At 63.2% G+C, this 20,288-nt stretch carries 15 protein-coding genes and 1 pseudogene; 11 read left to right on the plus strand and 5 right to left on the minus strand.

What is annotated here, in order from left to right:
• Both ACXJKQ_RS20550 and ACXJKQ_RS20555 read right to left on the minus strand, forming a co-directional pair.
• The coding region (locus ACXJKQ_RS20550) for a PhnA-like protein (protein WP_457107572.1) at positions 1-736 on the minus strand (736 nt) is incomplete at its 3' end.
• 259 nt (positions 737-995) lie between these two features.
• Positions 996-2,456 (minus strand): helix-turn-helix transcriptional regulator, encoded by a 1,461-nt coding sequence (locus ACXJKQ_RS20555; protein WP_457107573.1) that lies wholly within the window; start codon positions 2,454-2,456, stop codon positions 996-998.
• Between the two features lie 249 nt (positions 2,457-2,705).
• Between ACXJKQ_RS20555 and ACXJKQ_RS20560 the strand changes: the two genes are divergently transcribed.
• The 3 genes from ACXJKQ_RS20560 to ACXJKQ_RS20570 are packed head-to-tail and all read left to right on the plus strand — an operon-like array spanning position 2,706 to position 3,339.
• Complete coding sequence (locus ACXJKQ_RS20560; RefSeq protein ID WP_457107574.1) at positions 2,706-2,987, plus strand: hypothetical protein; 282 nt, start codon at positions 2,706-2,708, stop codon at positions 2,985-2,987.
• A 32-nt stretch (positions 2,988-3,019) separates the two neighbouring features.
• On the plus strand, positions 3,020-3,211 hold the full coding sequence (locus tag ACXJKQ_RS20565; protein ID WP_457107575.1) for a hypothetical protein: 192 nt from the start codon (positions 3,020-3,022) through the stop codon (positions 3,209-3,211).
• Entirely contained in the window at positions 3,211-3,339 is a 129-nt protein-coding gene (locus ACXJKQ_RS20570; RefSeq protein WP_457107576.1) for a sigma factor-like helix-turn-helix DNA-binding protein, read from the plus strand. Before ACXJKQ_RS20565 ends, ACXJKQ_RS20570 begins: the two co-directional genes overlap by 1 nt.
• 140 nt (positions 3,340-3,479) lie before the next feature.
• Here the strand turns inward: ACXJKQ_RS20570 and ACXJKQ_RS20575 are convergent, their stop codons facing one another.
• Together ACXJKQ_RS20575 and ACXJKQ_RS20580 are read right to left on the minus strand one after the other, a co-directional pair.
• Complete coding sequence (locus ACXJKQ_RS20575; RefSeq protein WP_457107577.1) at positions 3,480-3,977, minus strand: DUF6894 family protein; 498 nt, start codon at positions 3,975-3,977, stop codon at positions 3,480-3,482.
• A 923-nt stretch (positions 3,978-4,900) separates the two neighbouring features.
• Positions 4,901-5,098 carry a hypothetical protein gene (locus tag ACXJKQ_RS20580; RefSeq protein ID WP_457107578.1) on the minus strand — a complete coding sequence of 66 codons (198 nt, stop codon included), beginning with the start codon at positions 5,096-5,098 and terminating at the stop codon, positions 4,901-4,903.
• A gap of 740 nt (positions 5,099-5,838) precedes the next feature.
• Here ACXJKQ_RS20580 and ACXJKQ_RS20585 point away from each other — a divergent pair.
• The 5 genes and pseudogenes from ACXJKQ_RS20585 to ACXJKQ_RS20605 all read left to right on the plus strand — a co-directional run bounded on the left by ACXJKQ_RS20585 (position 5,839) and on the right by ACXJKQ_RS20605 (position 11,564).
• Positions 5,839-7,209, plus strand: a complete 1,371-nt coding sequence (locus tag ACXJKQ_RS20585; protein WP_457107579.1) for a glycosyltransferase family 2 protein — start codon at positions 5,839-5,841, stop codon at positions 7,207-7,209.
• A 1-nt stretch (position 7,210) separates the two neighbouring features.
• A complete protein-coding gene (locus ACXJKQ_RS20590) occupies positions 7,211-8,455 on the plus strand; it encodes an SDR family oxidoreductase (protein WP_457107580.1) in 1,245 nt (414 codons plus the stop codon).
• A pseudogene (locus ACXJKQ_RS20595) lies at positions 8,452-8,568 on the plus strand (FAD-dependent oxidoreductase); the annotation flags it as partial. The gene ACXJKQ_RS20590 and the pseudogene ACXJKQ_RS20595, both read left to right, overlap by 4 nt.
• Positions 8,569-8,811: 243 nt before the next feature.
• Entirely contained in the window at positions 8,812-9,978 is a 1,167-nt protein-coding gene (locus tag ACXJKQ_RS20600; protein ID WP_457107611.1) for a GMC oxidoreductase, read from the plus strand.
• Between the two features lie 74 nt (positions 9,979-10,052).
• Entirely contained in the window at positions 10,053-11,564 is a 1,512-nt protein-coding gene (locus tag ACXJKQ_RS20605; RefSeq protein ID WP_457107581.1) for a hypothetical protein, read from the plus strand.
• A 451-nt stretch (positions 11,565-12,015) separates the two neighbouring features.
• Here ACXJKQ_RS20605 and ACXJKQ_RS20610 read toward each other — a convergent pair whose 3' ends face one another.
• Positions 12,016-13,494 (minus strand): PIN domain-containing protein, encoded by a 1,479-nt coding sequence (locus ACXJKQ_RS20610; RefSeq protein ID WP_457107582.1) that lies wholly within the window; start codon positions 13,492-13,494, stop codon positions 12,016-12,018.
• A gap of 1,797 nt (positions 13,495-15,291) precedes the next feature.
• Here ACXJKQ_RS20610 and ACXJKQ_RS20615 point away from each other — a divergent pair.
• The 3 genes from ACXJKQ_RS20615 (at position 15,292) to ACXJKQ_RS20625 (ending at position 20,043) form a co-directional block, all read left to right on the plus strand.
• A complete protein-coding gene (locus ACXJKQ_RS20615) occupies positions 15,292-16,005 on the plus strand; it encodes a recombinase family protein (protein WP_457107583.1) in 714 nt (237 codons plus the stop codon).
• Between the two features lie 1,078 nt (positions 16,006-17,083).
• Positions 17,084-18,490, plus strand: coding sequence for a hypothetical protein (locus tag ACXJKQ_RS20620; protein WP_457107584.1), 1,407 nt, complete (start codon positions 17,084-17,086; stop codon positions 18,488-18,490).
• 566 nt (positions 18,491-19,056) lie between these two features.
• Positions 19,057-20,043 carry an ABC transporter substrate-binding protein gene (locus ACXJKQ_RS20625; protein WP_457107585.1) on the plus strand — a complete coding sequence of 329 codons (987 nt, stop codon included), beginning with the start codon at positions 19,057-19,059 and terminating at the stop codon, positions 20,041-20,043.
• The last annotated feature ends 245 nt before the right edge of the window (positions 20,044-20,288 follow it).

Here is a 20,288-nt window from a genome sequence, read left to right on the forward strand (position 1 = left end):
GCTTCTCGTAATCCTGGACCTGCTGGCGGGCCTGGTCGGGCGCGATGTTCTGGGCCTTGGCCAGCGCGTCGGCGGCGCGCGCCTCGGCCTGCTGCTTCTGCCCGGCATCCCCGGTGAACAGCGCCTTGATGGCCGCCACGGCGGCGTCGCGGGCGGCCTGCGGGTCCTGGCCGGCGGCCTGCTGGCGGACCGTCTGCTCGATGCCGTCCAGCGGGTTGGTGATCTTCGACAGCGACGGCGCCGCGGCCTGGGCGGCCGTCTGCACGGTGCCGCCGACGAGGTTACCGGCGCCCCCGAGCGCACCGGAGACCGTGCTCAGCGTGCCGCCCACGAAGCCGCTCGCCGCCGAGGTCAACAGGTACAGGACAACGAGCGTCGTCACCGCCCAGGACACCAGGCCGTGCAGGGCGGCCGCGCCCGGCAGCGGCTTGCCCGAGAGCCGGCCGGCGATCAGGCCGCCGGCCAGCGAGGCGACGATGCCCGAGGCGACGAACCACAGGCCCGCCCCCATCGACACGGTCGAGGCGGCTGGGTTGTCGGCGGCGGTGGTGCCCACCGAGGCCAGGCCGACGCCGACGCCGACGAGGTTGACGATGACCTGGGTCACCAGGGCGGTGACGGCGCCGGCGAAGATCGCCCCCCAGGAGACCTCGTTGAGCAGGACGGCGCGCGTGTCGGCGGCGGCGAGGTGGGAGGCGGGGGTGGAAAGAGGGGATGCGGTGGTCTGGATGGTCACGCTGTCACTCCGGGTGGTGGTTCGTCGAACGTCGAGGGTGGCTCAGTCGCGGCGGGCGCTGACCAGCAGCCCGAGGCCGAAACCGGCCAGGCCGGCGTGGGGGCGGACGCATTTGCCGGGTCGATGTGATCCCCGGCTCAAACCGTTTCCGCACGTTCGCTGGGGGATATGCCGTCCGCTCCGGGACACATGCGATGAAATCCGAGATGAGGATCAAACCCCGAGCTTCAATAGTACTAGTATACTAGTATTATGAGATTCACGGACCTCGACCATGCATGGGGAACCCGTTTTCGCGCCCCCAGATGACGGCTTCGCTGCGCTTGTGGATGCCGATCTTGCGGTAGAGGGCGGCGCCGTGGTTGCGCACGGTGTTGCGCGACAGGCCGAGCTTGCGCGCGATCGCGTCGTCGTCGAGCCCCGCGCAGATCAGGTTGAGGATCTGGCGTTCCCGCACCGTCAGGTTCGGACTCGACCCGTCCAGGCTCTCCCGGCCCGGGCGGCGCAGGGCGGCCAGCTTCTCGATCAGGCCGCGGCTGAACCACGATGTGTCGGTCATCACGGTCTCGATGGCGTCGAACAGCTCCCGCTCGGTGTGCTTGCGCTCGGTGATGTCCTGGAGGACCAGCAGCGCGAACTCCGCATCGTCGAGCGTCACGCGCTCGGCCGAGATCAGGCAGTCCAGGCTGGCGCCGTTCTCGTGCCGCAGGCAGACCTCGGCCGCGAGGACGCAGCCGGTGCGCCTGAGCGTGGTTTCGAACGCCGCGCGCTGGGAATCCGCGACCCACAGCCCGGCCTCGGCCAGCGACCGCCCGACGATGCGGTCCTCACCCAGGCCGAAGACCCGGCTGAACGCCGCGTTGATGCCGGTCACCTGACAATCGTCGCTCCTCAGCAGCACGGTCGGGATCGGCGTCAGGCGGAAGGCCTTGGCGAAGCGCTCCTCACTCTGGCGCAGGGCGGCCTCGGCCTTCCGGCGCAGCTCCAGATCCGCGAAGGTGAACAGCATGCACGGCTCGTCGCCCATCTCGATCGGCTGGCCGGCCACGATCACGCAGCGGCCGCCGCCATCGGGCAGGTCGAGGCAGGCGTCCATCTGCGGGATCGTCCCGCCGTCCTTGAGCCGGGACACGGCGAGGTCGCGGTTGCGCGCGCCCGCCAGGACATCGACCTCGTAGACGCTGCGTCCGATCACCCCGTCGCGGGTGTGGCCGGTCATCTCCAGGAAGCCGTGATTGACCTTGACGTGGCGCAGGTCGGACAGCCGCGTGATCACCGCGGGGGCCGGATTGGCGTTGAAGGTCCGCTCGAACCGCTCCTCGGCCTCGAACTGGTCGGAGACGTCCTTGAGGATCAGCGCCAGGCAACTCGGGTTGCCGTCGTGGTCGGTGGCCACGAGGCTACGCAGCGAGTGGACGAATTCGGCACCGGGGCGATCGGTGCGGGTGACCTCGACCACGACATCGTGGAAGGTTTCCCCGGCGATCACGCGCGCGATCGGGTAATGCTCCGGCGTCCGGTTGTTGCGGTAGCGGAGCGAGAACCGGTCGCGGTAGGCGTCGACCGTCGGCCCGAGCTCGTCGAGGCTCTCGGCGCCGTGCATCGCCAGGGCGGCCGCGTTGGCATACGCGATGGTCTGGTCGGGCTCGACCAGGATCACGCCCTCGCTCAGGCCGGCGATGATCTGCCGGAGCTCATGTCTGTCGACCCCCACCGTCACAGCTCGCTCTACCCCTCGTGCGGTCACTGCCCGATCGGCAGCGGGGCACAAACGGGTTGCGCACAAGGCGGTTCCCTCATCTACATTCTTTTCCTGGTATACACGCATCATTGACGCGATCTTTACCAACCAGAGATAAGTTGTCGCCTGCCCTGCCGAGGCATCCGAGATCAACCGGGCGCATCCTCGCCACATCGACCCGAGTGCTCTCCCGCGCGGCCTGCCGACGAACAGCGGGCTCCGGCCGCCATGTCCGATCCCGTCCTCTCCCATATCCATGCGCGGCTCGTTCGGAAGCTGCGACGATACAATTCAGAAGTTGCGGAGATTAAGATCAGCCCCCGTCTGGTCGCGGTCCTGAGCCGATTGCCCGCCGCTCTAGAAGCGGCCGATACAGGTCAGGAAGTCCCGGACGTCTTCAAGGACGAATTGATCGCCCTGGGGCCGCCCCTGCGGCGCTACGCCCTGTCGCTGACCTGCGACGGTGTCGAGGCCGACGATCTCGTGCAGTTCACCCTGCTCAAAGCCTAAAAAATCGCGGGCAGTTTCAGCCCGGCGCCAGCTTGATCGCGTGGCTGTGCACGATCCTGTGCAACGGCTTCATCAACGGGCGGCGCAAGCGCCGGCTCGAAGTACCGGATCCCGACGGCATTCACGCGGTCGCCCTTGCGGAACAGGCAGAGCAGGACGACCGCCTCGGCTTGAAGGACGGTCAGGCGGCGACCGTCTCAAGACGACCCATCGCGGTACGCTGATGCTGGTGGCCGTCGACGGCCTATCCTACGAAGCCGTGGCCGCCGTGATCGGCTGCCCGACGGGCGCGGTTAAGAGCCGGGTCAGCCGGGCGCGCGACCGGCTTCTGCGAGACCTGGGCGAGGCCTGACCGGGGCTGTACGCCCGCGGCATGCGGACCACCGCGAAGCCCCACGGTCTCGATCGGCGATTGTCGGCGCGGCAGGGCGAGCCGATGTCCCTCCGGCCACCGCCGGAGCCCGCACGATCTGCCGCCGCGCGACTGCGCGATCAGGCAGATCGACGATCCGAGTGAATCTGCGGTGGCGTCCGCTCGATGGGTAGGCGCGCGACCGAGGCGCCCTGAGCGTCGCGCACGACCAGAACCCAGTCCCCGTCATAACCGTCGTCGATGAGATCCACGACCATTTCGCGGATGACGCTCCGGGCATCGTCCAGTGCCTCATCGAGACTGTGCGCCTCGATGCCGATCTCATCCTTGATGATCTCCGGTCCGCGCTCGATATCGAAATAGAGGCGCATGGGGACCAGCCGAAGATCTCGGTCACGGGGGGCGGTCAGGCCGACGACGTCAAAGATGCGCGTCGGATCCGACGGCGCCCGGAATCGGCCGACCCTGAGAACAGCCAGTGCGATACCGGCCAAAAGGCCAACCGTACTGGCGAGGGCTGCTGCCAGTAACGGTGTGTACAACCCGAAGGTTTGCCAGCCGAACACAAGCACAGGCAGGCCGCCGCACAGCGCGGCCAAGATGATAACGAGCGGCATCCCCCCGGCCCTCGACTGCGTTTCCGCTCCATAATCCGGGGTATAGTGCAACATCAAAACCCGCAAGTGGGTAGCGGATAGACTCCCGCTTCGGCCGTCATCAGTCGGAGATCGAAAACCGACGGCAACGTGAGGTTTTCATTCCGAGGGGCATCGATCAGTGTCGGCCCGAGGTTCGGGACTTCGAACTCGTCAGAGGCGGCCAGGGAGCATCATGGCATACTGTCCTAAAATAATCTGTGATCTATAGAATTGGCATCCAATGGACGCCGGGCGATTTCTTGAGAAGTTTTCTTTCATCGAATCGGAAAAATAAATACCGGCGGATTTTTGACCAGCAGCCGCAGCGCGACTTGTTCTGCTCGGTTGCGAAAGACAGGTTCCGACCCGCGACCCCCACCGCACGGTGGGCGCCTGATTGGCCCGATCCACGATCTCGATCAGGTCACCTCGTACCGCGGCGGATCCGTCAAGGATGACGCACCGGGACCGCATGCGAGCGCGCCTTGCGTCCGGCTGGATCGAAACCCGCCCTGGTCTCTCGTTGCGGAAAGACGCAAACGTATCAGGCCTCCGATGGATCGGAGGACGTTCGACCCCGCTCGTATCAAGCGTGGCGCGAGAACCTGCTACTCTAGATTGCTTCGATGTGACCGAAAGCGGCAATCCGGCATCGTTTCGAGACGGTGTGCCGCAACACCCTGGACGATACCGCCGGTGCGTTGGGTGGGTACAGTGGACGGTCAGTGACCGAGGCTGAATTGCCGATAGCGGACATTCGCGCGCGCAATCGGGGCGAGAGACCTGCAGGGAAGCCGCTTCCTTGCGCGCATGCATGAAGGAGCACTGACGCTGCTCGGCGGCGCACGGCGCGGCGACCGCTCCGGGCTCTCGGATTGCACGTCCGGTCGAGAAGCGCGATCCTACAACAGGCCGCTGGGCGTCCCGCCGTTGATCGATCGGCTTGCGCGGACCACCAACTTGGCGAAGGCGAGGGCCGCCGCGGAGGCCTGCGTCTGGGATGGGAACGAGCGGTCGGACTCCGCAACGGTGGTCTCGCTCTCGTCTAGCAGCACCCAGGTCCAGAGGTGCTGTCCGGTCGCGTGGATCTTGAAGTGCATGTCGGGCTCACGTGTAGAAGCATCGCGCGATCATGCCCGGCGAAAAGGCCTGACGTGTTAATGGCTTGAGCGGCGCAACATCATGTGTCGGCAAAGTCTGGGGCGATCCCCGATATCCCCGCAGACCACAGGCTCGAAGTGGGGTTGCCGCTTCGCCGCAGGGGCGTTCGGCGACGGCGTTCCGGATGCCAGTACATCTTTTGATGAGGACAGCGACGGCGGATGTTGCTGGTAGGCATCCGATGTTGCTGACCGCATCCGGCGGGCATTCCGGCCGCAGGGCGAGGAACATGCCGGCTCGTGATCGGCAGGAGTTTCGGACGCCCGTTGCCCATGGACCAGACCATTCCTGTGTGCCGCCAACGCATCCGAAAGCGGCCCCCTCTCACGGTCGTCGTCGGATCGATCGTCCTCGCCATCGGCAACTGGGTCGCGGTCTGTGCGGTCGCCGGACGGATCGTCTGGTTCTGGTAGGTCGCGCCACAGCGCCGGCATTCGAGACTCCGCACGCGGCACGCCGCCCACGTCGTGACGGGTCATCGCGTCACGGAAGGAAGGAGGCATGGTCGTTGGCCACCCGCCCGCCGGTCTCCGCCACACGTCTTTCGACGGAGACGACGCCCTCATGAGGCCCCTCTACGCACGATGACCGGCGGCGTGCACGCATCGGCTGGCGGGCTGGACAGCCGCAGGTCGCGGGCGGAACGGCCGCCAAGGTAAGAGCGCCGACCCGCCACGCGGTGAACTGCCTGTTAAGGCTCGTCGTCCTTGCTGAGTCCGAGAAGGCTCGCCTCGTCCGGGCGAGCGAGACCATCGAGACGACGCGCTTGTCCCATGCACGCGCCCCTTCGCCGGCCCTGAGACGCCGCCTCGGCGAGCCGCTGGCCGGCCAGACGCCGACGGCGGCCGACGACTGCCTGCTAACGATCCTGATTCCCTGCCTCAACGAGGCGGAGACGCTGGCGCGCTGCATCCATCACGCCCTGGCCTTCCTCGCGGATGCAGGCGTCGCGGGCGAGGTCCTCGTGGCCGACAATGGCAGCACCGATGGATCCCAGGCGATCGCGACCGCCCTCGGCGCCCGGGTCATTCCCATCTCCGTACGCGGCTACGGCGGTGCGCTGGCGGGCGGTATCGCGGCGGCGCGCGGACGCTACGTGATCATGGGCGATGCCGATGACAGCTACGATCTGCGCAACCTCGATGCCTTCCTGGCCGAGCTGAGAGGCGGCGCCGACCTCGTCATGGGCAACCGGTTCCGCGGGGGAATCGGCGCCGGGGCCATGCCGTTCCTGCACCGCTACCTGGGCAATCCGGCCCTGACCGCGGTCGGCCGCCTCCTGTTCCGCAGCCCGGTGCGTGATTTCCATTGCGGGTTGCGCGGCTTCGACCGGGACCTGATCCTCGGGCTCGGACTGCGGACCACGGGCATGGAGTTCGCCAGCGAGATGATCGTGCGCGCAAGTCTGACCGGATTGGCCATCCGCGAGGTCCCCACGATCCTCCGCAAGGACGGCCGCAGCCGTCCGCCGCATCTGCGCACGTGGCGCGACGGCTGGCGGCACCTGCGCTTCCTGCTCCTGCACAGCCCGCGCTGGATGTTCCTGTACCCCGGTTTGGCGTTGTTCCTCGGGGGCGCCCTGCCCGCCCTGGCGCTGCTCGGCGGCCCGCGCCACCTCACCCCGAACCTCTCCTTCGACGTCCATACCTTCGTCGTCGCATGTTTCGCGATGCTCGTCGGGATCCAGATCGTGACCTTCGGCATGATCGGCCGCCGTTACGCTGCGCGGCAGGGTTTGCTCCCGGGCAGCCGGCACGACCGCGTCCTCGGCGCACTCAGCCTGGAGACCCTCCTCGCCGTCGCCCTGCTGCTGCTGGCGGCGGGCGGATCCGGGATCGGCTGGTCGGTGCTGGCGTGGGGGCGAACCGGTTTCGGCCCCCTCGCGGACGGCGCCCTCCTGCGGCCGATGATCCTGTCCGCCTGCTCGGTAGCGGCCAGCGTGCAGCTGGCGTTCTCGGCCTTCCTCCTCGGAATCCTCGAACTGCCCGGCGGCGATGCCCGATCCCGCCTGACCGGCCTGCGCGAGGCGATCGGTGCGGTCGAGACCTGAGATGGCCGCGATCCGGCATCTCATCGTCACAGGCGCCGGCGGCTACCTCGGTCGCGGTCTCGTCGCGGCGGCGCTGGCCGAAGGACGTAGCGTCACCGCGCTGGGCCGCGGCTCGCGCGGGCTGCCGGCCGGCGTCCGGCGCGTGGACTGGAGGCTCGGTGAGCCGCTGCCCCGAGCCTGTCTCGATCCAGCCTTGGCGGGCGACGAGCAGGCGCTCGTTCACCTAGCGCATGACTGGCGTGAGCCGACGCCCGGCGACGACCGGAACCGCGTCGGCAGCCTTCTGCTCCGGGACGGTGCGCGGGGCTTCGGCCTCGCTCGAACCGTGTTCGCCTCGTCGCAATCGGCGCGGGCGGACGCGCCCAACGCCTACGGGCGCGCGAAGTGGGCGATCGAGGAGCTGTTCGATGCACGCACCGAGCTGTCCCTGCGGATCGGCCTGGTCTATGGCGGTCCGCCGATGGCCATGTACGGCCTCCTGCGCCGATTGGCGCGGATGCCGGTCATTCCGATGGTCGCGCCCCACACCCCCGTCCAGCCGATCCACCGCTCGGAGGTCGCGCGCGGCATCCTGGCCGGTGTCGATGGGCCGTTATCCGGCACCATTGGCCTCGCCGGTCCGGTGGCGATCGCCTTCGGAGAGGTGCTGACCATCCTGGGAATCGGGCTGGACGGCCACCTGCCCCGGATCGTGCCGATCCCGCTGCGCCTCGCCCTGTTCGGTTGCGCCCTCGTCAACGCGCTGCCGTTCGGTCCCCGTATCGACCGCGAGCGCATCCTGGGCCTCGCCGGAACGCACCCGATGGCGACCCGGGCCGATCTCGCTCGTCTCGGCCTCGACGTGCGCCCCCTTGCGGACGGGATTCGCGGCGAGCCGGCCGCCCGCCGGGCGCTGATCGCCGAAGGCCGAACCCTCGAAGGCTACGTCCTGCGCGCGAAGCCGGACGGCGCCCTCGCTCGACGCTACGTCCGGGCGCTCACCCGGGAAGGCCCCGTCACCCCGCTCCCGCTGCCGTGGCTCGTGCGGCACAGGCCGGGCCTGCTGCGGTTCGTGGAACCCTTCAACGGACGAAAGCCGCTCGCCAGACGGCTGGCGCTGGCCGTGAGCCTCGTCGAGGCCAGTCCCACCGGACAGGCTGCCTTGGGCGGTCATGGCCGGGTCCGACGGCTCTCCGGGCTCGCCGCCGACGGGATGATCGAAGCGGTCGCCTTGCCGTTGCGGGCGGTACGCGCCCTGGTGCGATGAGCCCGCCCGAGGCCGACGTCGTCGTTATCGGCAGCGGGCCGGCGGGCGTCAGCGCCGCCTGGCCGCTGGTTGAGGCCGGCCTGCGCGTCCTCATGCTGGATGCCTCGGAACCGGGTTCTGACAAAGGTCTCGCCCCGGCGGTCCACCGCGCGCATCCGGATCATTGGAAGACCCGGTTCGGTTCCGATCTCGCCGCCGTCGAACCGCAGCCGGACCGGTCGCCGAAATTCGCCACGCCGCGTGCCCGTGCCGCGTTGAGCCCGTACCTCCACCGGCTCCAGCTCACGACCGATGGCTTCTTCGCCGCCGGCACCCTCGGACAAGGCGGCCTCTCGACGATCTGGGGGGCGCTCGCGGTGCCCTATACCGGCGCCGAGCGGGCGGATCTCCCGTTTCCCGCTACCGACCTCGACCAGGCCTACGCGCGCGTTGCCCGGAGGATCGGGCTCAAACAGGCCCAGCAGCCCTCCAATCCAGCGGCCCTTTTCATCCTGGCGCAGCGGGCACGCCAACGGGAGACCGAGGGTCTAAGCCTGGAACCGGCGCCGAACGCCGTGCTCGATGAACCTCTGGCGGATCGGCAGGCGTGCAATCGATGCGGGCTCTGTCTCTATGGCTGCGATCGCGGCAGCATTTATACCAGCACCCTGGAATTGCCGGCGCTGGCCCGGCACGCGAACTTCTCGTACCGGTCCGGACATCTGGTCCGCGCGGTCGAGGCGACGGGCGACGGCCATCGCCTCCGCATTGAGACCCGGAACGGCCCGGTTTCGATGCCGGCGGCGTGCGTGGTGCTCGCCGCCGGCACGATCGCAACCACCGGCCTTGCCCTGTCGCGTCTGGAATACTTCGGCCAACCGGTGCGGCTCCTCAGCAACCCGGCGGCGGCGACGGCTTTCGTCGTGCCGCGACTTGTCGGGATCGACGCCCCCGAACAGGCCTTCGGACTCGGCCAGGTCTTTTACCGCCTCGACGATGCAGCCGGGGTCCTCTACGGCGCCGATACGCTACCCCTCGACATGCTGGCCGCACGACTGCCGGTCGGGCGACCGTTTGCCCTCCGGATCGCCCGTGCACTCGCACCCGCGCTGTTGCTGGCGACCTGCTATCGGCCCGGCGCGTCGAGCCGGAACACCCTGACCGCGACCACGTCGAGCGGGATGACGCGGCTGGCGATCCAGGGTGAGACCACCCGGGAAATCAGCGATCGTCTGAGGTCGGATCTGTCCCGTCTCCGACGGGGCCTGCGGCGCCTCGGCGCGCTGCCGCTGCCGGGCTCGACCGCGATCCTTGAACCCGGAGCGGATGCGCATTACGCGGGCACACTCCCCATGGGCGGCGGTGGCGCGACCGCGACCACGGTGTTGGGCGAACTGATCCGCGCACCCGGGCTGTACGTGGTCGATGGTGCGGCCCTGCCGAGTTTGCCGGCCTCGCATCCGACCCTGACGATCATGGCGAACGCCGATCGGATCGGCCGTGCCCTGGCCCGCCGTCTGCGTTCCGGGAACCGACCGCGATGACGGATGCGATCTTCCCGAAGCGCCTCGAATCGGAGCGACCCGGGCTCCGGTTGCGAGGCACAGCGCACGCGACCGTGACCAGACCCCACGCCCGGCGCCGGAGCGACGGGATCGCTCTGGGCCTGACGGCGATCGCCACCGCGGCCTACCTGTGGGCGGCGTTCGCGGCGGCGCGCCACTCGTACTGGATGGACGAGGTCTTGGCCGTCTGGACCGCGCGCCGCGGCAGCGCCGCTGCGGTATGGGAGGCGTTGAGTCAGGGCGCCGAGTTCTCGCCTCCGCTCTATCACCTCCTGCTGCGGGCGCTTTTGGTTCTCGGTCTCGACGACCCCGTCATGCTGCGCCTGCCGTCGATCGCGGCCATCTATGGCGTCGCGCTGGCTGCCTTCGTGCTCGTGCGCCGACGCTACGCCATTCCGGTGGCCTGCCTCGCCCTGGTCTTCTGCCTGGCGGGACCGTTGTTCTCCTACGCGGTGCAGGTCCGGCAATATGCGCTCGTGGCCGCCTGCTTCGCACTGGCCTGCGCGCTGTGGGACGGGCCGGCGGAACGGCCGGTCTCGGCCCTTCGCGCCGCCGGGATCGCGATCCTTCTCAGCCTCGCCGTCGGGATGCACTTCTATGCCATCCTCCTCGCGGTCGCCCTCGGCATGATGGAGGCCGGCTGGATGATCCGTCACCGCCGCATCCGATGGCCGATCGTGCTGGCGCTGTTCGCGTCCGCGGCCTCGCTCCTGTGCTGGCTCCCGATCATGCAGGCGGTCAGCGCCTTCAATCAGGGCGATGCTGCCGCCCCCGGCTACTATGCGCGGCCGACAATCGCGCGGCTGCTCGCGACGTACCTGCTGATGACGGCAGGCGGCGACCCGCTGCCACCCTTTCCGCTGGCGATCGTCCTGACCGGCCTCGCCCTCCGGTGGCGTGCGGGTCGTCGCGCCCTACCGAGCGGTGACGATCTCGATCTCGTGACCGGCGCGGTCTGCGCGGTTCCGCTCATCGTCTACGCCTTCGCCCTGGCGGTGACCGGGACGTTCAATCCGCGCTACGTGATCGTGACGGCGCTCGGGATCAGCCTCGCCGTCGCCCGCAGCGTCGCGGCTCATCGGCACAGCGCCGTGCTGTCATGCGTCCTGATCCCGGTCGCAACCATGGCATTCCTGTCCGGCGGAGAGCCGACGCGGACCTTGCGCCGGGAAGACGCGATCGCCCTGGTGTCCCACGCTCCCGGCGCTCTCCCGATCGCCACGGGCAATGCCCAGCGGTTTTTCGAAATGACCCAGGCGCTCGGCCGGGCGCCGTCGCGCCGTCTGACGTTTGTGCAGGTGACCGACCAGGGCCGGAACCCGGATCCCACGAACGAGCATCAGGTGGATCGCTGGACGCATATCGATCCCGCGCTGCCGATCAGGCCGATCGATTCGTTCCTGGCCGACAACCCGGAGTTTTTGCTGTTCACCGATACCGCCATCCCGGACATGGCAGCGGCTTGTCTGCAGCAGCGCGGCTATGTCGCCACGCCGATCATGGCGGGCAGCGGGATGACCCTCACGCGGTTCCGTCGACCGGTCTCGGAACCTGAACCACGATAGTGACGACGCGCCGGTGAAGACCGCCGACTGATCGACGGCGCTCCGGTCAGCAGAAATCGAGTGAGGGAGAAGGTTCATCCGAGACGGTTCAGGCGGACCGCCGTGAACCTCTGCAAGATCGGATGTTCGTCAGCGCGCTGGCGCTCCCAAGGGGAATCGAACCCCTGTTTTCGCCGTGAGCCAACGCCGTATAAACCGCTAGAATATCGGGGTTTTCTGACTTGAGGCATTTGACCGGCAGTCTCGGGGAGGTTCGGATTTGTATCACCAGAGTGGGTCCGCTGTGTACCCCCTCAGAGGTCCAGGCCACCAAGGGGCGAGCCGTTTCACCAGGAGGCGCAGGGCGGTCCCGACGATCCCCGTTAGCTGTGTGCTCCTGCTGAAACGAACACCTAGACTTGGGGTATGAGGCACCCAGCATCTTCTTTGGAGCGCGCCTGAGCGTCCTTAATCACTTCAGCGTGGACTGACCATTAAGAACCATCGGATCAAGAGCCGCCCGTGCTTCATCATATGTGCTGACCGCACGCCGCTCTAAGCGCACAGGAAGGTTGAACATCACCGGGGTTGAGACATTGGAAGCCGAAGCTCGTATTCGGATCACACCTTTCGCCTCACCAGGACCCGATTTGGCAACTACCTTCCATCTGAACTCCTTAGGCTCAAGTTGATGCCGAAACTGGGTGCATCGTAACTCCCAGGAGTCTGATGGTATTCGATGCTTCTGGTAGAAGAAGAATGCGTAAGGGTCCTCATCTGGTTTTGGCGGCGGCCCTGCAATTCTCCGCGAGGGCGAGCCCAGCAAGCTATCGATACCATCGAACCGGCTTACCATGCGGGCCATATTGAAGAACTCGGCGCCAAGTCCAGAGGCGGGACCATACGCTCCTTCTGGCGGAGCGGGAGGAGCCGAGAGTCCACTACTGGTAATTTCAGTCTCTCTTATCAAGTCAAGGGTTATAGACCCGGCGCACTCGAACGTGACAACAAGATCTTCCGCAGGGCGAGCACCATCATTTGCCAGACGAACAGCAAAACGGCCGCTGTCGTTGGTTGCGTTTAGGAACTCATGAAAAGACTCAAGGGCCGACTTAGTGCTGATTTTCCAGCGCGAATAATTCTCCTTATACTGCGCGATATGCTGCTCTAATGGATGATGCCAAACGGTCCTCCCTATTATGCCCGCGTATCGATCGCCAAATGCATTATCACTTGTGTCCTGGCGCTGAGGACCAGGAAAATCACGTTTCATCGGAAAGCTCAGCTCAAGTTGCATCATGAGATGTGCAATCTGATCTTTCGTGAGGGAATCATATTGTGACATGGACAGGTCAAGACGGCCCACCGCACTGCCTGTCTCACTCAAGGTCGAAAGCACCAAGACCGGAACGCTTTTTTCGAGATCAGCCAATCGTCGTTCTAGGCCCGCGATCTTCTTCTCAGTCGCGTTCGGCTCCGGTGGTAGCAGCCACTCATCGGGAATGGGTATGTAACGCAAGCCTACGTGATGCGCAGTCACCATCGCTGGTGTATCGTTGGTTAAGAGCGCGGCGGGAAGCTCAGGTTGTTCAACTTGAAATGATAAGGCCTCGTCTACTAATCGGTCGTCTGGCTGAGATAAATCTAGGTGAGAGTTCTTCCAGCGTTCCGGATTGAGTCGTGGTGCCAAGCGCATAAGCACCCGGGGGTTCGACTCACGGAGTACGAAGAATTTGTCTGGACTAAGGAGAGTTGACCGAATCTGAGCATTAACTCTGCGGGCGCGGTCGGCTCTCCGACTGTTCCCGCCAGCCTTATGTTTGTCGATTTCTTGTTGAATTGTGCGTGCTAGGAATAGCTCAATAAGATCATCTTCCGTCACGCTGGACCAATCGATCTCTTTTGAGTCCCTGCATTGGAAGAAGAAGTTCGAATCCGGGAAGAACCGCATAACAAGCCATGCCTCGCACGATGCTCCTAAGCTACCACCAGTTGCGACCTGAGGATAAGGCCTCCGCTTCGTGATCAGGGAATGTCAGGATGTTGCATCTGTCCGGCTGTAGTTGCTCCCTGTCATACCCCCCCTTAGGGCTGTCAGGATCACAGAGTGCTCCCGGTCTCGCTAGGCGGCTCAGGGTATGTCCTGGATTTCCGGCAGCCTCGTGGGTCCCGTAGGGGTGTCAGCGTCTAGGCGTAACCCCCGGTTTAGCCGGGAAGCTCATCCGGTCCCTCAGATTTGAGGAGCCAAGGCTTCAACGGCTTAGGTTAGGATTGGCCTCTACCGGCCTTGCAGCATGTTCCCGACCCTGTAGGCCAGAGCGAAACCCTTTGGCGTCAGGTGGTACATGATCTGTCTGCGGCTTTCGGGATGAGGCCGAGACTCCACCAAGTGCAATGAGCTTGCACGGGTCCTGGCCGACTCCCCAATTTCCATCAGGGTCCTGGAGGCAACCGGCTGGATCGTCCCCAGCATCGCGGCGTAGTCAGTAGGCCCCTGACCGGGCCTCAGAGCCACTGCCAAGAAAGTCTCGATGTATGAGGCCGGAAGAGCCGGCTGCAGGCTCCTGAATGCTCCTATGACATCCTTGAGGCGTCCCAGGGTCCGCAAGGGGAGCCCATCGTTCCCGATAATGTCGCCACTCATGCGGCCTCCTGACGGATCTGGATTGGCTCGTGTCAGTAACGAAGGAATACCCGCGAGAGGGCCTGAGTCTCTTCAAGAGGACACGTGAACTTCTAGGCCTTCAATGTGGTCCATAACATCTGAGGCATCTTCATCGTCTGCGACGCATAGGCGTTCATCGGTCCAGTTGCCGAACGGCGCAGTTGTGAGTCGCTCCAGTCCTCTGGGTGTTAGTGCGGCAAACACATGCTGATGGCTCAGAGGCCCTGGATGTCTTCGGTGGCCCCGAGGATAGAAGGCGATATCGTAATGTAGCGCGTGAAACATAGGCTATGCCCCTGGCCGCCGCGTGCCTTTAGCACATCTCTTGCGGTCACGCTTGGCATATCTCACGGGTTTCTGATTATTACAAGTGGTTTCGATGGCATTATCTAAATCCGTTACATATGAATTGCTTTAGCAATGTAATTGGTATGTGGATCAAGGAGTATCTATCCTCTGGCCCCATACCGTCTCAGCGGAGCACGCGGCACGGCAAAGTCTAACAACAACGAGAGGCTTTACCGGATATTTGAAAGTGGGGATCCGTAGGAACTTCTGAAATCGAGAGCCCAGAAGGGACCCGGCCTGAGTCCCAAGCTGCCCTTCAGTTCTTCCCTGGACTTCTCAGCAAGCGGACAAGCTCAAGCGAGTAGAGTAATCAGTATGAGCGGAGATGTGCCCGGTGATCCACAGGATCTAGGTAGTCACCGAGCGACATTCGGCTGGGATCATGGGAGATTGAAAGCCTTAATGACTACAGCAACGCAAAGCCACATACATCCACCCGCGAATATGACTCCGAAGATGGTTAGAGGGTTGTCCCATAGCTTGTCGCTAACACACATCATCAAGGCCAACAGTCCCGGGATGGCAAACCAAACCACGGCGCAACTCCGACTGTATTGCGGGCTATGCTGTTTTGATAGCAGTTCAGCGGTCAACATGACATTACTTAATGTGGATATACGCTAGAAATTAGCACGAGACCTGTTTTTTGCTTTGATGCCTCCCTTGTCAGTGCCCCCGAGGCGTGTCAAGTTAACAGCAACGAACGTAGGGCTTCATTAGACAGGCGGCCTGGCTATGATCGAAGGCAAGGTCGTCACGTACCTTCGGGTCTCCACGGACAAGCAGGGCCGCTCAGGTCTAGGGCTGGAAGCTCAGCGGAAGGCTGTGTCGGACTTCCTCAACGGTGGCCAACGGACGATGCTGGCCGAGTTCGTGGAGGTGGAGTCAGGGAGCCGGGATGATCGCCCGAAGCTGGCTGAGGCGTTGGCGCTGTGCCGCATCCACAAGGCCACTCTCGTAATCGCTAAGCTGGACCGCCTGTCCCGTGACGTTCACTTCCTGACTGGCTTGGAGCGGGCCGGGATACGGTTCGTGGCGGCCGACATGCCTGAGGCAAACGAGATGGTCGTGCACCTGATGGCTGTGATGGCTCAGGCGGAACGGAAGCTCATCTCGGCGCGAACCAAAGCTGCCCTGGCTGCTGCGAAGGCTCGTGGGACGAAGCTTGGAGGTGACAGAGGTAACATCGCGTCCGTGCGGGCACTCGGGACTGAGGAATCCGTGAAGGTCAGGAAGGCGAACGCTGTGAGCCGGGCGCAAGACCTTGGACCGATCATCAAGGCCATCCGTGAGGAAGGCGCTACGTCCCTCCGTCAGATTGCTGCGGGGCTGAACGAACGGGGCATCACAGCGGCCCGTGGAGGCCCGTGGAGCGCCATGGCGGTCAGTCTCGTGCTGGCGAAGCTCGATAACAGCGGTGCGGCTGTGCGGCCTTCTAAGGCGATCTGAGGGGCCATTCTCGGGGACCAGGTGTCACCCGCCAGTCTGCCGGTGAAGTCAAGCAAACAATTTTCGACCCCCGCAGGCCCCCCGCAAGTGGTCTTGGGTGACCACTAAGCTTCTGTCATGGCGTGAAACGCAGAGGACTAAACATCCTTGCACCCCGAAACCTGCTGGTTGCTTTCCAATTGATGACGTGAGACCGTTTTGTGGCTGCGGGTTGCTCGGGTGTTCCGAAGTAGACCTGTGCGGCAGGACACAAAGTAATCCCTATTTGATGCCACCCTCATCATCATCACCGTTCGACTTCATCTCAGCCATTTCCAAGCTCAGGCAGAATGGACTGGGGGCGATCCTGGATACCTTCGGCCTGGGCCGGGACGGGTCGCAGAACTCCTCTCCCTCATCATCACCACAGCCCACGCAAGGCACTCCGGGGCCTCTCCCTGGGGAACCTGACTTCGCAGGGCGCCTACCGTTTCAATCAGGGTATGCCGGGCTCTCCGGACAGCCTTCAGACGGTGATGGCCTCATTACGCTCCATCGAGGGTACAACTGGTCTCCTCCGGCCATGGTGGAGAATGAGGACGGTCTTCTGGTCACGAACCTGATGCACACGGCCTTCAGGGCTCAGAAGCTGGCCGCTCAGGACGCTGCGGATGAGGAGGAGAGTCAGGCGCTCAGTGACAGCATTTCTCAGGGTGTGGCCTTGAAGAAGGCCCGGAGTGCCGCTGAGGACCAGGCCAGTGCCGAGAGGCGGGCGATGAGGGATGCGCAGTCTGATGCTGAGTTCCAGGCCTTAGCGAGCCAGAGGAGCACACCGAGGTCACCGGGTCGCGGAGGGTATCTCCGTTTGGGCCGTGTGGGCCGGGGCACTGCTCGATAGCGCACCGTAGCAGATTGCTCAGTAATCGTCAGGGCGACAGGGCGTCAGACTACCAAGTGAAGCGATGCCCTTAGTCCATTCCCGGGAGCTGCTGTGTTCTCGGGGATCTCTTACGTGGGGGCCTTATGGATATACTACAGGGCCTCCTACGGACATAGAGACTTTTAGTCCTCCTATGATGGTATGATAAGGGATATATCAGTGGTAGAGAACCAAGAAGACCTAGAGGCCACTCAGGAGGCTGATAGGCCCAAAGCTGTACGTCCTAAGAAGGATGATCCCTGGATAGATGAGTTCCTGTGTGCCCTGCCCGGTCCCCTCATAGCTGTGGTCAATAATGTGATTGCCAGGGTAAGTGAAGTCGAACAGAGAGACCGGAGGCGCAAGGATGATGTTGAGAAGCGCTACAGGCTCTTGGTGGAGGTTGTGGTAGCCAATCTAGCTAAATCCTACCTGACTCACCGCGAGCCGAAGCCTATTGTCGTCTGTAGAGACCACAAAGAGCCTCTTACCATCTACAACAACCACGACCTTCTCAGGCGGACTCTGGGTAAAACGCTGGACCTCCTACAGACCGCTGGATTTCTCCTTCAGACTGAGGGCTCCTCGATCAAAGGTCTCCGATCCACCATGCGCATCGCACCGGGTCTAATGTGCCTTATCGAGGATCACGGGGTAGACCTGTCGTGCTTCGGCAGGCTGGATGGTGAGCCACTGATTATTGTGTCCACCAAGGAGGACCGTGGGTACCACTTGGAGCCCAGGCATCCTCCCGTTGACTATCAGCCAACCCCTGAGACCCAAGCCCTCTCAGATCAAGTGGCCAGCATCAACGACTACCTCGGCAGGGCAGACATTCAGTTCCTTCGTGACGGCCTGGAACCAGTGAACTCCTTGGACCGGAAGCTCACGCGGCGCTTCAAGCTCCTCCCGAACCAGAGGCTTCGGTTTGACCAGGTCGGCAGGCTCTACGGCGGCTTTTGGATGAACCTGAAGAAGTACCGCCGGGGGAGCATCAGGCTTCAAGGAGAGCCCATAGCCGACCTAGATTTCGTATCGTTGCACCCAAGATTGGCTTACAGCCGCTTGGGCCGGAAGTGTCCTGATGGAGACCTCTATGACCTCACGGGCCACCTAGACGGATACGACCGGAACAATGAGCACCACCGAGATGCCGTGAAGCAGGGTTTGTGTTCGATCCTGAATGGTGGTCGCGGCGGTCGTGCTCCGGGCCAACCAAGCCACCTAGATGACCTCCCAAGGGGTACCACTGCTAAGAAGCTCCGAGAGGCACTGATATCAAAGCATCCCGGCTTAGCGACCATCATCGAGCCTAAAGAGCAATCCAAGGAGATCCTCGGGTACAAACTCATGTTCACCGAGAGCCTCATTCTCTTGGATGTCTTTTGGCACCTGATGGAGATGAACATCGTGGCTCTACCAAGCCATGACGGGCTGTTCGTTGCTCAGAGTAAAGCTCGAATCACTCAGAATGTCATGGAGTTTACCGCTCAGAGGATTACGGGCACCGACCTGCCAGTGAAGTGCAAGTCGGTCCCTGAGGCTCCTCAGGCGATTGTAGCGCCTCTCCACCTGGAGGCTGCCTGAAGACCCTCACTCGGGATAGGAGTGCGTGGGAAGGGGCCGTTCTTAGATTGGTGCACACTGGCCCCCGCCATGCTGCAGTAGGCGTCATCGTGATACTTCGAGGGCTTGTCTGTCGCAGGCCTTACGTTGCTTTCATGCAACACAGAAGCGGAACCCGGATTAATGTCTAACAGTGGACATAAGCAATGCGCTGAGGGTCCGACTTAGCTGCTGATTTCAGAGCAACCATTGAGATCATGGAGTGCCGCCAACTCTCCGCGCCAACCAAGAGCACTCGGAGATAGCCTCTAGGATGCGCTCGGAAGCCCCAGGACGGCCGCAAATACTCTCAAAGCAGCGAAGTGGCGGCTTGAGGCTGATGAGCGCCCTGGAAGCTCCTAGCGTGGCCGTGAATTAATGGTCCGGTCGGAAGCACTTTCGCAATAGGCACCGATGGAGAGAAGGAATGAGCCGGACACCATACGAGGATCCTATCGGACCGACCTGTAGGGCTGTTATTGTATCCAAGTCACGATAGAGTGCGCTGAGCAGTCATGTGATTTGCAGCTAGCAGGGAAGGGCAAAGAGTGAAACGGCGCGAGGTTTTGGGTCTGTTGACCGCCGCAACTGCTACATGGCCACATAGAACCTGGGCTCAGTCCAAACAGTGGCGAGTTGGTGTCATATTGGGCTTCCCAGAACACGATCACTTAACCAGTCTTTGCGTCCAATCACTCTCCCTAGGCCTCAAAGATCTTGGCCTTGAGAGTGGGCGCAATGTTCACATTGAATATCGATGGCCCGGTATCGACGCCGAAAAGACAAGAGTTTACGTTCGTGAAATGATCTCTCTCAAGCCGAATGTGATCGTTACCGGCACCAATCAAGTTGCCACAATCGCAATGCAGGAAACACAGTCGATACCTATTGTATTTGTTTTCATAGGCGACCCAATCGGCAGTAAGTACGTTGATTCACTTAGCCGACCTGGACGGAATTTGACCGGCTTCGCGAACTTCGAAAAACCGATGGGCAGCAAATGGCTAGAAGTGCTGAAAGAGTTGAGCCCCGACACAAAAAGGGTAGGCTTCATTTATCACCCGGCCGCTTCGCCGCATGTTGAATTCTTGTACTCGGCTCAAGCATCAGCCCCGCATCTAAGTTTTGAGCTAACAGGAATCCCCGTTAAAAACTTAGAGGATATCGAGATTTCATTGACTAATTTTGCAGGATCAGGCTCAAAAGGGGCCATTGTGGTTGCGCCTCATGCGCTTACGCTTGGATACCGTGACATCATTACTGGACTGGCTACACGCTACAAGCTTCCTGGCGTTTATGGGGATGCGTATTTCGCTTACAGTGGCGGCCTACTTTCCTATGGTGTCAATCCAGCGGCGCAGCTTCGACAGGCAGCCACATATGTGAACGCCATCATCAAGGGCGCAAACCCAGCGGAATTGCCAGTACACTTACCCACGAGGTACGAAATGATTATCAATCTCGTGGCAGCAAAAAAGCTCGGGGTTGACGTTCCTCCCTTGGTTTTGGCCAGTGCTGACGAGGTGATTGAGTAGCCCGGGCATGGAAAAACCTGCCGGCCGTCAGGGGACGTATTCCTCGTGATCCTACACAGGAGACGACGACACGTCACAAGGCTTACTGATCTCCAGAGTTCCAGGTCTGCTGGTGGACGCGTGGTCACCGAGAAGGTCTACGTGAAGCGGATGCTCACGGGTCACTGGAGCTTTGTGAGTGTGCTGGATGATGCCACCTGGGTCCACACGATATACCCACGGTCAGGCAAACTGCTTGTTACTCA

The sequence above is a fragment of the Methylobacterium sp. P5_C11 genome (assembly GCF_054049775.1).